Annotated in this window: 15 protein-coding genes and 1 pseudogene; 4 read left to right on the plus strand and 12 right to left on the minus strand. The window is 31.7% G+C overall.

What is annotated here, in order from left to right:
• From F564_RS19485 to F564_RS21040, 11 genes and pseudogenes are all read right to left on the minus strand, one after another.
• Positions 1-211, minus strand: a pseudogene (locus F564_RS19485) (IS982 family transposase); the annotation flags it as partial.
• A gap of 70 nt (positions 212-281) precedes the next feature.
• Complete coding sequence (locus F564_RS19490) at positions 282-950, minus strand: PG0870-related protein (protein WP_051259712.1); 669 nt, start codon at positions 948-950, stop codon at positions 282-284.
• Positions 951-1049: 99 nt separating this feature from the next.
• Complete coding sequence (locus F564_RS0116050; protein ID WP_084406830.1) at positions 1050-2591, minus strand: DNA primase family protein; 1542 nt, start codon at positions 2589-2591, stop codon at positions 1050-1052.
• An 8-nt stretch (positions 2592-2599) separates the two neighbouring features.
• Positions 2600-2890: a hypothetical protein gene (locus tag F564_RS0116055; protein WP_028123506.1), complete on the minus strand. Its 291-nt coding sequence runs from the start codon at positions 2888-2890 to the stop codon at positions 2600-2602.
• Positions 2890-3234, minus strand: coding sequence for a helix-turn-helix domain-containing protein (locus F564_RS0116060; protein ID WP_028123507.1), 345 nt, complete (start codon positions 3232-3234; stop codon positions 2890-2892). Before F564_RS0116060 ends, F564_RS0116055 begins: the two co-directional genes overlap by 1 nt.
• Positions 3235-3352: 118 nt before the next feature.
• Positions 3353-4297, minus strand: a complete 945-nt coding sequence (locus tag F564_RS0116065; RefSeq protein ID WP_028123508.1) for a DUF6043 family protein — start codon at positions 4295-4297, stop codon at positions 3353-3355.
• Positions 4298-4319: 22 nt separating this feature from the next.
• The gene (locus F564_RS0116070; protein ID WP_028123509.1) at positions 4320-5477 is read right to left on the minus strand and encodes a tyrosine-type recombinase/integrase; all 1158 of its coding nucleotides are present in this window, start codon (positions 5475-5477) and stop codon (positions 4320-4322) included.
• Between the two features lie 21 nt (positions 5478-5498).
• Positions 5499-6047 carry a helix-turn-helix domain-containing protein gene (locus F564_RS20325; RefSeq protein ID WP_028123510.1) on the minus strand — a complete coding sequence of 183 codons (549 nt, stop codon included), beginning with the start codon at positions 6045-6047 and terminating at the stop codon, positions 5499-5501.
• A gap of 321 nt (positions 6048-6368) precedes the next feature.
• A complete protein-coding gene (locus F564_RS0116080; protein WP_028123511.1) occupies positions 6369-7223 on the minus strand; it encodes a nucleotidyl transferase AbiEii/AbiGii toxin family protein in 855 nt (284 codons plus the stop codon).
• The gene (locus tag F564_RS0116085; RefSeq protein WP_028123512.1) at positions 7220-7849 is read right to left on the minus strand and encodes a type IV toxin-antitoxin system AbiEi family antitoxin domain-containing protein; all 630 of its coding nucleotides are present in this window, start codon (positions 7847-7849) and stop codon (positions 7220-7222) included. Before F564_RS0116085 ends, F564_RS0116080 begins: the two co-directional genes overlap by 4 nt.
• Before the next feature lie 171 nt (positions 7850-8020).
• Positions 8021-8251 (minus strand): hypothetical protein, encoded by a 231-nt coding sequence (locus F564_RS21040; RefSeq protein ID WP_228373922.1) that lies wholly within the window; start codon positions 8249-8251, stop codon positions 8021-8023.
• 290 nt (positions 8252-8541) lie between these two features.
• On the opposite strand from F564_RS21040, the gene F564_RS0116095 reads away from it, so the two are divergent.
• The 4 genes from F564_RS0116095 to F564_RS20040 all read left to right on the plus strand — a co-directional run bounded on the left by F564_RS0116095 (position 8542) and on the right by F564_RS20040 (position 15086).
• Positions 8542-11571, plus strand: a complete 3030-nt coding sequence (locus F564_RS0116095) for an N-6 DNA methylase (protein ID WP_028123513.1) — start codon at positions 8542-8544, stop codon at positions 11569-11571.
• Positions 11552-12271, plus strand: coding sequence for a hypothetical protein (locus F564_RS0116100; protein WP_028123514.1), 720 nt, complete (start codon positions 11552-11554; stop codon positions 12269-12271). The genes F564_RS0116095 and F564_RS0116100 overlap by 20 nt, the downstream gene beginning before the upstream one ends.
• Positions 12272-12626: 355 nt before the next feature.
• Complete coding sequence (locus tag F564_RS0116105) at positions 12627-14333, plus strand: hypothetical protein (RefSeq protein WP_028123515.1); 1707 nt, start codon at positions 12627-12629, stop codon at positions 14331-14333.
• A gap of 462 nt (positions 14334-14795) precedes the next feature.
• Entirely contained in the window at positions 14796-15086 is a 291-nt protein-coding gene (locus F564_RS20040) for a hypothetical protein (RefSeq protein ID WP_028123516.1), read from the plus strand.
• Between the two features lie 148 nt (positions 15087-15234).
• Here the strand turns inward: F564_RS20040 and F564_RS20330 are convergent.
• On the minus strand, positions 15235-15464 hold a 230-nt coding region (locus F564_RS20330; protein WP_154656900.1), incomplete at its 5' end, for a transposase.

Genomic DNA, 15464 nt, shown 5'->3' on the forward strand with positions numbered 1-15464 from the left:
TCTCAATCATTCCCTTTAGTTTTGAATTAGAGAGGTATCTAAACAACTGATATTCTGAATCTATCGATAAATATTCCGCAGAAATATTTATTGCAATGAGCTCTAAATCAGATAATTTTGGTTTAATTGGTTTGAAATAAAAATTTTCTTTGATGGTTAATTTTCTTAATTCCTTTAAAATAAAATCGTAAATTGCATCTAGGTTATTCATAACGTATTAGATTGATAGTCAATACAATATACGAAATTTTCGTATTATGAGTAACCTTTTTTATAATGCACTACGGGTTTAAAAGATATTCCCCAAACAAACAGGAAACTTTTTTATCCTGCTTTGTGTAGGCTTCCAACCATTCAGGCAATGGCTTATTGTTTCGGCTGTGATGCTTTTCAATAATTGAGTGCAGAAAATCCGTGCCTTTGGTGTGGTTGGTTTCATCAAATTGCTTTACCTGAATGGCTCTTACATTATTTTGAAAATCAATAAACGGAAAAGTAATTGCTCCAGCTCTGTAACCATTGGCAACCGTTCCCAATCTGTACAACTGTACAACGTTCGTAACCTCATCAATTTCAAAAGGAAAAGCAACATTCTGAATTAAATTTTGCACAAAAACATTCTGCTCATAATTCGACAACGTTTTTTTGAATGTTTCAAAATCAAAATAAATCGGTTTTGGTTTTGGCTGTTCTGTTTTCCGTTGTGGCTTCCATTTTGGAAGTTCTGAATTCTCGCCCTGCTCCTGCTCGCTTATCGATTTTGCGTAACCATCTGAATATGGATTAAGTTGGTAACTGCATTCGGCTTCACGGTCGCATCTTCCGTATTGTTCGGGCAAATATTCATTCTTTTCAGTATCATAATACCTTACCAATCTTTTTTTGGAACATTGCGGACAATGGTATTTTTTACTGCTTTTATCTAATTTGTAACGGTGTTCGGTCTGCATTTTAATAAAAAATATTTTTGTTTTCAGGGCTTCATATTTTTCATACTTTTCATAGATTATGAATTTTATGAAAATAATGAACGTTTTAGAAAACCTTTTTTAATATGATTTTTGGCTTTGAATGAATGCTACATTTCCGTACATATTCCTTTCAATCATAATTCCCAACGCCTGCAATTGCTTTATGAAATTGGTTTTCTTAAATGGTGTGTTTCCATCTTCGTGGCAAAAATTTCTGTATTCGATATACAAATCTTTAATCAACTTGTAATTTGATGGGTTGCTTTTGTAATCATTATCATTCAAAAACATCTGCACGCTGTTGCTTTCCGCTTTGTATTGCTCTACGGCTTTTTGTGATGCTTCACAATCGGAAAAACGTTTTTGCTCCAGTAATCTATTAAGCCCATTCAGCACCCAATTAAATACGCCTGAAAGTTCCGTTTCAATAATCTTTGTATGTAGATTTTTATCCTGTTCGGCTGTCGGTATCGTAACATCAAAAGGAATAATTAAAAATCGTCTGAAATATGCGTTTGTGTGTTCCACATCTTTTGGCAACTCATTACAGTTGAAAATCATCTTTGCATATTGCTTCAAAATAAAAGGTTGTCCGTACGGCAAACGTGCTTCAACAGGTTCGCCCGAAACTAATTGTTTGAATATTGATGCTTCTAAATTGCCGTTTATTTCGCTCGCATAATTCACTAATTTATTAGCCAATTTCGCCCGAAAATATCCATTATCATTGGTAAGGCTTTGTAATGAGAAACTACTTACATTTTCTGCACCTAAAAGCGCATTGACAACCTCAAAAAATACGCTTTTTCCGTTCGCTCCTGTTCCGTATAGAATTAAGGCTTTTTCTTCCTTTAGCGCATTGCTTCCGTGTTTTATGAATACAAAACCCAAATATTCCGCTAAAATTCTTTGGCGTTCTGCATCGGGCAAAACTTTGTTAAGATAAGCTTCAAACAATGGTGCTTTCGCCTGCGGATTGTATTCAAAAGGCAATTGATAAGTGATAAAATCTGCACGCTCAAAAGGTTTTAAATTCGTTCCGTTGGCGTTTATTTCAAAAGTGCCATTCAATAAATTTATCAGTACCGTATCTTTATTGCTTTCAGGCGTTGGCAAATAAGCGGTTGCCAAAAACTGTTTAAATAACTGCTCCCGAAATTGATAAAAGCGTGCAGAAAATTTAGCAACTCCCATTTTTTCAGCCGATTCACCTAAAAATTTTTGAAAGGTTTCTTTGTCAATATCTGCCCAAAAAGTTCCGTTGTATAAATAGATAAAATCGTGATTTTTGCACAATCCCCAACGGTTTTTTTCTGCAAAAAGTAAGGCGTTTTCTATGGATAAAACCAAATAATGTTTAAGATTGAGTTTGAGTTTTTCCAGCTGTTTATTAATTTCCTTTTTCTCATCATTTGATAAGTTTGGGTCTTGCAATTTCTTCCTGAATGTTTCTACCTGCGGAAACGCTAACAGTTCAAAATCCAACGGTTCGAGTTGCTCAATGAGCTGTTGCAATATTTCAGCGTGTGGCGTTGCTTCAGTTTTCTTTATCAATTGCTCAACGTGGCTCAAAATCGTTTCAGGATTTTCGAGGTCGTCAAATACAGGGTTTATTTTCATTGCTTCCATTATTCAAATAGGCTTAATTGTTTAGGAAATTCAGGCAAAAAAGTTTCATTGGTTGTAAATTCTTTTACATACCGTTTTGTTATACTGCATCTTCGTTTCTTCACGAAATACAATTTCCCTGAAAGGCGTAATTCTCGACAATACCAGCATACAAATTCCCTTAAAACGCCTGTTTGCGTATAGACTTCTTTCATCGTTAAAGGTTTGTTGTGAAGTGCTTTGTAAACTATTTCTAATTTAGTATCTTTACCCTGTCTTTTATGCAATGGGTTGTTAGTAGTGTTTTCCATTATTTCAACCCTTTTTTGTTAGACAAATACGCATCTGCTTCCGCTTCTATTTCTGCGGAAGATTTTCTTTTACCTGCTTTCAGGTACTCAATAAGTTCGGTTCGGGAAAAGTACAGGCGTTTAGAGCGCTTCATAAAGGAAATTTCTCTTTTTGAACATTTCGAGTATAACGTTGGTACTGAAAGGTTCAAAAGGTCGCTTGCCTGCTGAATGGTTAAAAGTTCGTCCTGTGGTTGGGTCGTTGGTTGCTCGCTCTTTTTTAATAACAACGCTTTTAGTTCGCTAACTTCTTTAGTTAGTAATGTTACCGCTGTTGGTAACTGCTCGAATGTTAATGCTTCCATTATTACATCAATTTTATAAATTATTATGATGTAAAAGTATAGCGTTTGTTTTATTTAACTACTTGACATTCAGTTAAATAAACTTATATTTAAGAAAATATAAGTTTGTATAAGTCGTTTAATTTGTGTTTGCAATATTTGAAATATAATCTTTCATTGCTGTAACCTCATCATTATCAGTCATCTTATTAAATGTATAATTATTCATTGCTTCATAACTTGCAATACTCCAATCAAATTCGGTCTTGCAGTAATCGTGAAACTTTTTTGCTATTCTTTCCTTTGGTAGTAAATTAAGTTCCTGCATCGCAATAAGTAAAAGTTTTAAACGCTTTCCCTGAATATTTTTGTATTGAATTTTGATGCATTCAACAATGTTTACACTATTTTGGTGCGTAATTATTTCCTCCAAATTATTTGCATTCGTTTTGGTTTTTTGTCGAGGTGGTAATGTTTTTTTTATTGGCGTAACCTCATCAATAAATTTATCTGCAAAATCTACAAGTTTTTGGCAAAACCTCAACAATTCTGAATTGTCTGTTAAATAGCTAATTGTGTATCTATTTTCATCATAATAATTTTTATCCTTAACATTAAAAGTTAAAACTCCAACCTCAAAATAAATATCAAATATTTGCAAGTCATCAACAACAATTAAAGCAGTATGTTTATCGTTGTATTCCATTCTATCCTTAAAATCATTAGGTAAATTTTTAAAATAGCTTTTAACACAATCACTATTTGAATGTAGATTTTCTTCATAAAAAGAAATAATTTCTTTTGCTCTTTCTGAAATCTGTTTTATTTCATTAGTGACTAAAATAGTATTGTTTGTACTTTCAAATCGTTCTGTAAAATGTTTAATATAATCCTGTAATTTCAACATTTCAATATTTGAATGAACATTTATAAGACTTGGTAAATACCTGCCTTTTTGATGTATTACAGGTAATGAGTTGTAATTAACATCGGAAATTTGACACTCAAAAGCCCACGCCACAAAATTTAATTCCCTCATTACGGTTTCAAATACCGTAAATTTTAATTCTTTATAATTTTCCATTGTCTTTTATGCTTTTAAAATTCTACAAATCCAACTGTATTTTATTTGATGCTTCCCTTTTAGATTCATCTACAATTTTGGCGTAAATCTGTGTTGTTTTCAGGTCTTTATGCCCTAACATTTTTGATACGGTGTAAATATCTGTACCGCTAAAAAGCTGTAAGGTTGCGAACGTATGGCGGAAGTTGTGAAAGGTTATTTTCTTTGTTATTCCAGCTTCCAAAATCCATTTTTCTAACTGTTTGTTTTGATATGCAGAATAAGTTAAATTTTCAAAAACGTTTTTATCCTGTTCCATTTCGTTTGGATTTTCTTTGCCTTTGGTCAAATTATACGCCTGTTCAGAAATCGGATAAACCTCAACGCCTTTGGTTTTCTTTTGATTAAAATTGATAAAATAGCCTTGCCCTTTGATGTATTCCATTTCGCTCCAAACCATTTTTTTGATATCGGAAAATCGCAATCCTGTTAATGCAGAAAACAATACGGCACGTTTCAATAATTCATTACTGAAAGGCGTTTTTGCGAGTGTATTAAGTTCCTCAATAGTTAGATGTTCCCTGCGAGTTTCTTCGGGTTTTATCGGGCCTACTTTGGCGTTGAGGTCGGTTTGCAAAATACCGTCTTTGTACGCCTGCTTTATCGTTGCTTTTACTTTGTTGAAATAGGAAACTGCGGAATTTTGGGAAAGGGTTGTTTTGTCGCTCTTTTTGCTTTTGGTAGATAGTAAATAATCTTTGAAATCTTCCAAAACCATTTCGTTAAGGTCGGCAAATTTCAAATTTCCATTGGTAAACGCTTCGAGATAATGAAGTGCTGAAATCCAATTATCGTAATTACTGGCTTTTCTCTTATTGGCTAACTTTCGGAAGTAATCCACAAAATTAATTTCTCCCTGCTCCTTAATTTTGAGTTGTTGTTTTTCGTATTGGCTGTAAATTTCGGGCTTATTCAAAAGGTTTTCCCTTTTTTGGCGTATGCTTTCCGCAATTTTCTGTGTTTCAGCGTTATGATGCTTATCTGTTGAGGTTTTCGGTTTCTCAAAAGTATAAAGCCCTAAAAATTCCCTGCGAGTGGGTTCGCCTGTTTTTGGGTGCGGTATTGGTGGGTAAAAATCCAAATACAGACTTTTACGCCCTTTAGAAATAGGCTTATCTCTTAATGTTACTTTGATGGTCATTGTCTTTTATGCTATTCAAATTTACTTAAAAATATCGTTTATTACTACTTTCGGAACGTACACAAATTTGCCTATCTGCATTTTCTGTACATCATTTCTTTTCATAATCTTCTGTAATGCAGATTGAGAAACTTTAAATTTTTCCTGCACTTCCGAAATCGTATAACATTCTGCAATCTCCAGCGTTTTTAATTGAATTGGCTTTGGTTTTTCCTTTGCTTCAAATAGCTTATCAATTTCGGAACGCTTTACCCTTATCAATCTTTGCCCGATATTGGTAGCGTTAATTTTTCCGCTTTCGATATAACAATAAACCGAACGAACCGAACAATTTAAAAGATGTGCAACATTCTTAACGGTTAAAAACTCTCTCGCTTTTAAGTCCTCAATTGGCTTTTGTCTTATTTGCTGAATTTCCGCTACTGAAACGCCTATCTTTTCCGCTCTCTTACGGGCTTTGTAGGCTCTTTTAGCGCAATCATCAGAACAGTATCGTGTTACGGTCGTCTTCGCAATAAAATCCTTATTGCAATGCTGACAAATACGCTCTATTTCTATGTTGCTACTCATTTCGCTCAATTTTATATCATTAAATGTATTTAAGTGCAATTAGATGTAATTAAGTGCAATCAAAAACCTAAAAAAATCGAATTTCTTCAAAAAATTCGTTCGAGGTACAACAAAGGTACAAATTTGTACCGATTATAACAAAACAACGCAAAACAAACGTATATTTGTAAAAAAGAAAAAAGCCCTATAAATAAGGCTTTAGAGTGTATTAATACAGATTTTTTGATTGTTTATTTTGCAGTGATTACTTTCCGATACAGTATCTAAAGAACTGTCTATTGATGGTGGTTTGAATAGTATAAGGTGTACAAAAGTGGTACACTATTCTTTTATTTTTAACATTTTAATCAAATCTAAAAAATACTGTTTAGACCAAATATCCAATACTTTTGGATTTTTGATGAATCTTTCCACATCCTTCTTAGCGATTTCAACATTCAGATTTTCGATTCGCTTTGTTAATAACTCTATGAACTCTGCTTCGGAAATGCTTTCTTTTCCCCAATCAGAACTATCCTTTGCTCTTGATAAAAAATGCTGAAGATTCAGATTAACGCCTTTTCTAATATACCATTCCAAATCGTACCAGTCACGACCTTTAACATTATTTCCCCACTTTCTGAAAAGTAAAGCGTGCATTTTACCCGCAAATAAATCCTCTAGAACAAAACACTTGACATAAAATGAGTACGGTTTTAAAAGTAATTTTTCTTCTGTCTCAAAACCTAACGGCGGTTTTGTATCTACTTCAATTTTTATTTTTAATCCGATATTTTGTTTGATTCCTAATCCTGGAATCGAAGTTTCCAAGATGAGTTCACCCCAAAAAGTTTCTGATTTCAAGAATGCCGATTCTATAGCGGAGACAACTGATTTATGCTTTGTTTTGATGGTTACAACCATACCTTGAGCCAAAAATTCATCCTCAATAAACTTGAGATAATACTCTAAATCGAAATTTTCATCTTCTTGCAACAAAGAAAAGTCTAAATCCTCCGAGAATCGATCAAGGCTATAAAAAATTCGCAAAGCAGTGCCTCCGTAAAATGCTGCTTTCGAAAAAAAACCTCCACGAAATAATCCTGCAAGTGCCAATTGTTGCATTATTTCACGCAATGCCTGTTTGTAATCATCGGCAGTTTTGGGTTGATATTCTGCTATCCAATCTTGTATCATAAATTTTCTATAGTTTTTATAACATTCAACAAAGATTCTTTTTTAGGTGCAAATTCCAACCAAGTTCTCATTTCTTTGGTATTGAATATCTTCAATTGCTCATCATCCATTCTTAGATTTTCGAACAAAAACTTTTGAGCAGAGATTTCACTTCTAATGATGATGCCGGCTGTTGTAATAACTTTGTCCATCAAGGCTTTTTCTGCAGTTGCCATTAAAGAAAATTGCCCATCTCTTATAGAAATTCTTTTTATTCCAAATGAATAATATGGTGTTGGGATTTTGATATATTCGAAGTTACCGAGCGAGTTTGAGAATTTTTTTGATGTTTTGAACGTCATTGAACTTACTGAAAAAACACGTTCCGGAATCAATCCATAAAATGACAATGCCGATTCTACTGAAACATAACTTGGTGTGTAAAGAATATTTGCAATACTGAAGTTCTCGGGTAAAGAATCACTATTCCAAACGTATAAACCTTTTTTCAATGAGATTAGCTTCTGTTCATTAATCAAGGAATGAATTTTATCATTAGGTCTTTTATATCCTTTCAAAAGACTTAGCAACACCTGATGAGGAATCGGGTGTGCAGTATATTTTTGGATTAAGACTTCAATATTCACAGTACAAATGTAAAAATAAAAACAGATAATCGGAAATAAATCGATTATCTGTTTAATATTTCACATTGCAAGTCTGTTTTTTACATTATTTTTATCTGTCTAACAGATGTCAGTATAATATCGTTTTGTAAAATTATTCAAGTTCGAATATATTTTCATCGTCTTTTGAAATTATATTATTTTTTCTCTAGTGTTTTTATTAATATGATTTTTGATGAGATTCTTTTTCAAAATATCAACTTTTGAATTTGCAAAAGGAAAATAATCGGTTAAATTTTCAACATCAAAAAAACTCTTCCCTGAATTTAATTCTACAAATTTTAAAATCATCTTAAATTCTGTTTCTCTTGGATTAGGACTTTCTGCAAAATAGATATGCAAATCTTCAATACAAGCGAGCAACTTAATCTAATACCCTCCAGTATGAGGTTCTTTTTGACCGACTTTATGTACGTAAAATTGTTTAATTCTTTTCTGTATAGGATTTGTTTTTGATGTAGATTCTCCGATATAAAAAATATTCTCGTTGGCATTCCAAAATTTAGCTAAATAGTATCCTACTTATCTTCCTATTTTATGTTACATTTTAAATGCCGTTTAAACGCTGTTTAAATGGCTGTTTTATGAAAATTTTTTATAACTTTACCCTCGATAATTTCCGCCTTTATTGCGATATACAAACAATATAATCAATGACTTATGTAGATTTTTTTTCTAATTTAGGTTTTGACTTCAATACTGATTTGAAGCCAAAGGCTATTGATATTGAGAAAGAAGCTACTTTATACAAAAAACTTGAGAATTCAGTTTTTTACTATAAAAGTCCTAACAATACCAATACTTCCTTTTATCTAATTACTTCTTCTTTAGAAACCGACGAATTTGAGCATTTTAGAAAGTACGTTTGGAATAAGAATGATGCTGATATAATTTTCTATTTTCCTAATGAGGCTGAAGAGGTAGTAATGTACTACGCAAAATACTCGCCTAAGTTTTCAAATAAGGAAAGTGTTTTAGAGGTTTTTTCAACTACAGAAAAGGATTTAGACACCATAGATAAAATTAAACATTGGCAGTTTGATAGTGGTGTGTTTTGGTTAAATTATCGTTCGTTTATTAATAAAGCGAAATACAAAGGGATTGATAAAGAATTAGTTGCTACATTAAAAGCCTTAAAGGAGCAGTTAAATCAGTTATTATTACAATCAATCTCTGATGACAATACTCGGAACGAAGTAGTTCAGGCTTTAATTGATAGAACGCTTTACATTAAGTATTTAGAGGATAACCATATTATCAACTCGTATTTTTTTGGTCACTATTTTAATGATGCCACTCTTAACTATGAGAAATTATTAGAAAATAATGCTAAAAAAGACATCAACGAATTGTATAGTATCATACACGAGATATTCAACAATTCACTTTTTGACACTCCTAAAATTGACGAGAAGTATCTAACAAGTGAGGTTTGCAATATTATAGCAAAGTCTTTTAACCACAATGTAAGTAAGGGGCAATTAAGGCTATTTGATTTCAGATTTGACGTTTTACCTGTTGAATTTATAAGTTACATTTATGAGGTCTTTTTGTCTGAAAAGCAGAAAGAAAACGGCATATATTATACGCCTAAAAAATTAGCTCAGTTAATTGTTGATGATGTAATAAAAGAAGATAAAATAGGTTCAATTTTGGACCCTTCAAGTGGATCGGGAATGTTCTTGATTACAGGGTATCAAAGACTTTTAGAAATTGCCCAAAAGCAGAATTTAGAACCAAAAGACAGTATCGGAAAGATAAAATACCGGACACAGCTTTTGTCTGAAAATATATTTGGAATAGAAAAAGAATTAACCGCTCAACGATTTACGTTGTTCTCTCTTTCCTTGCAGATTTTTATCGGAATTAATCCGGAAGAAATAAAAGAGTTTATTGCTAAAGAACTAAAGGATAATAAGAAAATTAACCTATTTTCGGAATACTCGTTTTTTCAGAATATCAAACACGCAAACACCCTTAATTCTTCAGAAAAACCTTTTGAAGAAATGGTATTTTCATACATAGTTGGCAATCCGCCATTCTTTGAAATTCCTAATACTTCTGAATTCCAAAATGAAATATCATTTTTAAATTCCTACCAAGTTTCATTGCCTGATGGCAATAAAACTCTTGCAAAGAATATTGTAAGTGATGCGCAAATTTCACAATGCTTCTTTTTAAAAATTAAAGACTGGAGCAATCAAGATACAAGATTTGGCTTCGTTTCAAACAGTTCTAATTTTTACTATTCTGAACCGTTTCAAAATTATTTTTATGCTAATTATGGAATTGAAAAGGTTTATGAGCTTTCAAGAGTTAAAAAGATTTTATTTGAAAAAGCAAAAGAAAGTGTCATAGCAGTAATTTTTACAAATAGTAATCGAGATGAAATTATTGATTATTATCCTGTAGATTTAGGTTTGTTTTCCGAAAAACCTTTTGAATTATTGATAATCCAAGAGGATAAAATAATTGAAATAAACCAAAAAGAATTAGTTGACAATAATGTTAGGTTAAGAGATTATTTAGTAGGAAATCAATTTGATTTGGAACTAATAAACTCAGTCGATGAAAGCAGTACGGCTATTGTTAATTACATCAAAAAGCGTGATAACAAGACACTATTTATTCATACTGGTTTGCAGTTAGCAGGTGTAGATGTAATTATTAAAGAATTTGGGATAACAAGAGAAGAATACAATTCAAATAAAAAACAATATCTTGAAAATTATAGTAACAAATATAGTCAACCTGTAAAAAGCGAAGATTTTCCGACACCTCTCATAACTTCTAAAAACATTGATAATTTTGTTATAGAAGGGATTAATTGTTACGCTAATGATATTTCAAATTTTAGACGTAAAGGATATAATGAAGATATTTATGAGGGCGACCGAATTTTATGGGGCAGAATTGGTCAAAATTTGAAAGCAGTCTATACGAATGAAAAAATATATTTCAATTTTGATGTTCACGTTATTAAGTTAACTAACCCAGACCTTTATTATTTATTTACAGCAATACTAAACTCAAGTGTTGCAAACTATTATATAAATCTTGTTCTAAGAAAGAGAATATTTGACTTCCATTCAAAAATCGATAAATCTGATTTTTGCAACATACCTGTTCCAAAAGTACTAAATGAAGAAAAAGCTTCTCAAATATCAGCTATCAGTCAACAATTGTTAAATGGCACTTATCACTATGCTGAAAAAGAGGAAGAATTGAATGAGTTGATATACGATTTGTATGAGCTATCTTATTGGGACAAACAAAGAGTTAGAGATTATTTTCTTCCAAAATCAAGGATTGGAAGAAAGAGAAATGCTTTAGCCGGATATAAGAATACTTTAAAGGAAATAGTAGGATTTTATTTTGAAAGCTCAATAGTCATTGAAGAAACCACTACACATTTCAATTTAATTGTTGTAAAAATATCCTTTAATAATAACTCAAACAGTCCTATTGCTACTAAAGCAAAAAAATATTTGCTTAATGAAATCTTCGAACAAAACCCTAATGCAAACTTTTTAGCAAACCAGGAAAAGATTTTCGGAAAAGACTGTGTATTCATTATTAAAGAAGATATAAATAAAAACTGGACGGAAACCAAAGCCTTTGAGGATGGGCAGGATATTTTAAAACGCTTAATACCTAATGTGAATGGAGAGGGAGTACATTAGGATTAAGAAACCAGCACCATTACCATTCGATACTCGTCAGCTTAAATCATTAGATGATGAGTTTTGGAAAAAATGGGTATTTTATTATTTGCTTGACTTCTATAAGAACTACGATAGTGTAGAGTTAAAATCCAAAATTGAAGAAGAAAAGAAAAAGCAGTATCCAAGAACCGAAAGGGAAATTGCAAAATTTGTACGTCTAAAACTGAAAGCAAACAGAGAATTTGGATTTAATTTTTCCGTTAAAGGAGAAGAAACCAATGATGAGGATGTAGAAGGTAATTATGATATTACCATTCATAATACATACTGGAAAAATCAAGACTTTTATTTTGAATGCAAAAATTTAGATGGTAGTAAAGATTTAACAGACAAGTATGTTTGTTACAATACCTATAAGAAAGATGCTAAAAATGAAAACATTTTTGATGGTGGGGTTTTACGTTATTTTAATGGAAAATATGCCCAAAACCTAACCTTTGGCGGAATGATTGGCTTTATAATAGATGGCGACAGCACCAATATAAAAACAGCAATTCTTAAAAAATTAAGTGATAAATTTCTGATTTCTCCCGAGGGCGATTTAATTAGTACAAAGGATAATTCAATAGAAGAAAACTCATTTACTTTTGACAGCCTACACTCACGTCTGAATACAGCATTTACAATACACCATTTGCTTTTTGACTTCGCAAAATAAAACAAACTTCATTCTGAAGTTATAATTTTATTCGGTACATTCTGCACCTCATTACTTTGCTTTAAGAGGATAAGTAAGATAACCTTTTTTGACCAAAAACATTTTTTATTTTTTATCTCCGATAAAAAACAAGCCACTTTGCACCTTTTCGGTGCAAACCGAAACAAGCACTTCGTTGCTTTGCTTCAAATCATCCCGATAAATCGGTTTTTGTATTTCTACGAAATACAAAAAATAAGTTTTGTAGAAAGTTACTTATCCTACTTGCTTTTTTAATGTGGGGCAAAACAAAATAGCATAATAAGTTAATTTTGTACTTTTATAGATAGTAAAAACAACTGTATTAAAGAATAAAATGGATTTAGAAATAAAATCAAAAGCTTTAAAGGAGCTAGTTTCAACATATAATACTGAATGGTTTCTTGGCGACATATCATTTTTAATGAAGAATATAGGTCGAGCTCAAGACCAATTAGGAAAATTGTCCTCACCTCTTAGGCAACTATATTATCTTGCTGGTTTGAATATAAGTTCAAATCCTGAAAATGGTATAGATATTCAATATAACCCTGAAAAGTGGGAACAGATAGTAACGTTACTAAATGAAATAGAAGCAGAATATCATAAGATATTCTTTACAGAAAATCCTGAAGAAGTTACTGAAGAGTGGAAAAAGACAAGACGGGTTGCAATGCCATCGTTTCTATCTTATTTTAACCAAGGACCACTAAACTTTGAAGAACAAGTAATAAACTGGATTAGAGACTTGTTTACTCCGATGGATGATATTATTCAAAATGAAACAGGATTAATAACCCAAGATTTCATTCAATTCTATGAAAATATTGACCAGCTAAATCAAAAAAACTTTCAAGCATTTTCAACTAAAAAAGAATTATTAAGACCGAACTGGAAAGAATATACGAAAGTACAAGTTGGTGTAGTTGACGGAGTGCCTGATTTTATAAAAGAAATGGGCGAAAAGAATATGCACCTTTATAATTTTATGGCCGACCACGGTATAATGGATAGATTTTACCCAGAAGAACTTGTTTCTGATACTCTACCTATTGAGAAAGTTGAAAAGATTTTACAGCTATTATCTACAAAACGAGAAGAAAAAAACTTTTTATATTATACAGAAACTAGACCCGGTAATCCGCTATATGAAAAGCCAATATTATCAATTGATGATAAAATGTTTCAGGTTTTCGAAGTAAAGCAAGTTATACACGCTATTGAGACATTACTGGAAAGAGTAACAACTACAACAAAAGAGCATCAGACTAAGTATGTAGAATTAAAGGGTAAATTATTAGAGAAAAACATAGTTGAGCTTTTCTCTAAATTTTTTGGCAATGACTTTAAATTATTTCAAAGCTATTATGTCGATGGTTGCGAGCAAGATATTTTAATCCTATGGAAAAAATATGCCTTTATAATTGAAGCAAAAGGTTATTCACTCCGAGAACCTTTCAGAAATCCTGAAAAAGCGTTCGTTCGGATTAAAGATGATTTTAATGCTTGTATTGGCTATGGTTATAAACAAACTCGTAGAGTAGAAGAGAAATTTATCAATCAAGAACCTCTAAAAATTACTGACAAAAATGGCAATCTTATTGATGAAATTGATACAACACAATTTGAAAAGGATTTTTCAATCATAGTAAATCTTAAAACATTCGGACAGATACAATGTGATTTATCTACACTTATACAATTAGAAAAGGACGATGATATTTTTCCTTGGGTTGTTAAACTTGATGACCTGGAAGTTTTTATTTTAACATTGATAGCTCGTAAGCAAAAACCTGAAGTGTTGGTGGAATTCCTTTTAATGAGAGAAAGTTTACACGGGAAATTAATTTGTGCCGACGAGTTAGAGATTTGCGGAGCATTTTTGAATAAAAAATTACCTCAAAAACAGATAGATAAAACCGATGTAATTGCTACTGCTCCGGATTTGGCAGATATTTTTGATGAACAGTATCGTAAAACAATGGGATTTAGGGATGAGAAATATTTGTATGAAAAACAAAGTGGAAAATTTATGTTTTATTGAAATATTACTAAGTAATATACTTTAATGAAATTTCACATAACTAGCTAATAACCTTTTCTCCCACGCTCTGCCCACGCCAAGAAAAAATACGGCATAAGCCAGGCGCCAACCGCACAAGCCCAACGCTTCGCCTGTCTTCTATGGCATTGCCACCGATTTGCAACTGTCATACTTTTTGCGTTGTTTTTGCCAACGCGCTACAGCACATTGCCATCCTCGTTCCTGCGGTGGCAAAGAGCTGTCCCAACACCCAAAAAACAAAGCAAAAAATAAAAAAAGCCTCAATATACAGTAACTATGTAGGAACATTACTTCATTTTATAGACTAAATTGACCATCTAGCTCCAAAAATGCAGAATATTTGAGTTATTTTTACTAAAAATCCCAAGATAGGATAGTGGAATTACGGAAAAAGGCTAGTGGAATTACGGAAATCTAGTTGTTAAATTAAATCCTAAAAAGATGAAAAAACCTAATAAAAAAACCATTAAAGCAATGGAAGAACTTAAAGATGGTAAAGGTGTAAAATTCAATAGTGCTAATGAACTATTCGCCGTAATAACGGAAAATGAAGGTTACGAAGAAAACCTCAAAAGAATCTTTGAATTAATGCAAACCGAAATCAAACCCGGTTCAAAAGAATCTGATGAATTAGAAGCACTTTCTATTTTGGTAAAAGATTATGAAAACGAAATTTATCCTATGGATAAACAAATTGTAAGTCGTGAAGAAATAATGAAAGCTCTAGAATAATGGAATATTATAATCAGAGAAAACAAAATCCAATCGAGTATCGTGATTTGTTAATAGAAAATATAATTCTTGAGTCTGCACCATTCGACCAGGTTGAAATTACAATCGTCACTGATAAAATAATATTAAAGAAACTCGTAGTGCATTATCAAACTAATGCAATTTTAATATTATTCATTTTTCTATTAAATACAAAAACATTTACAAATTGAATGAAAGTTAATGCTGTTATTTTGCTCAATATCCTTGTTTTAAAACCTTCAAATGATTTTGCGTAGTTGTTTCTGATTTTAAATTGGTCACAAAGCTGAGAGAATAATGTCTCTATTCTTTTTCTCGATTTTCTGAAAATATATTTTTGTTTTTGATAATTTTTTT

Origin of the sequence: Epilithonimonas tenax DSM 16811 (assembly GCF_000428485.1) — a bacterium.
Lineage (GTDB): Bacteria > Bacteroidota > Bacteroidia > Flavobacteriales > Weeksellaceae > Epilithonimonas > Epilithonimonas tenax.

Excerpts from the sequence above, each read along its gene's own strand:
- F564_RS19490 (WP_051259712.1), bottom strand. The coding sequence starts at position 950 with ATGCAGACCGAACACCGTTACAAATTAGATAAAAGCAGTAAAAAATAC.
- F564_RS20040 (WP_028123516.1), top strand. The coding sequence starts at position 14,796 with ATGAAAAAACCTAATAAAAAAACCATTAAAGCAATGGAAGAACTTAAA.
- F564_RS0116080 (WP_028123511.1), bottom strand. The coding sequence starts at position 7,223 with ATGATACAAGATTGGATAGCAGAATATCAACCCAAAACTGCCGATGAT.
- F564_RS0116055 (WP_028123506.1), bottom strand. The coding sequence starts at position 2,890 with ATGGAAAACACTACTAACAACCCATTGCATAAAAGACAGGGTAAAGAT.
- F564_RS0116100 (WP_028123514.1), top strand. The coding sequence starts at position 11,552 with ATGGAGAGGGAGTACATTAGGATTAAGAAACCAGCACCATTACCATTC.
- F564_RS0116070 (WP_028123509.1), bottom strand. The coding sequence starts at position 5,477 with ATGACCATCAAAGTAACATTAAGAGATAAGCCTATTTCTAAAGGGCGT.
- F564_RS0116095 (WP_028123513.1), top strand. The coding sequence starts at position 8,542 with ATGACTTATGTAGATTTTTTTTCTAATTTAGGTTTTGACTTCAATACT.
- F564_RS0116050 (WP_084406830.1), bottom strand. The coding sequence starts at position 2,591 with ATGAAAATAAACCCTGTATTTGACGACCTCGAAAATCCTGAAACGATT.
- F564_RS0116105 (WP_028123515.1), top strand. The coding sequence starts at position 12,627 with ATGGATTTAGAAATAAAATCAAAAGCTTTAAAGGAGCTAGTTTCAACA.
- F564_RS0116065 (WP_028123508.1), bottom strand. The coding sequence starts at position 4,297 with ATGGAAAATTATAAAGAATTAAAATTTACGGTATTTGAAACCGTAATG.
- F564_RS20325 (WP_028123510.1), bottom strand. The coding sequence starts at position 6,047 with ATGAGTAGCAACATAGAAATAGAGCGTATTTGTCAGCATTGCAATAAG.
- F564_RS0116060 (WP_028123507.1), bottom strand. The coding sequence starts at position 3,234 with ATGGAAGCATTAACATTCGAGCAGTTACCAACAGCGGTAACATTACTA.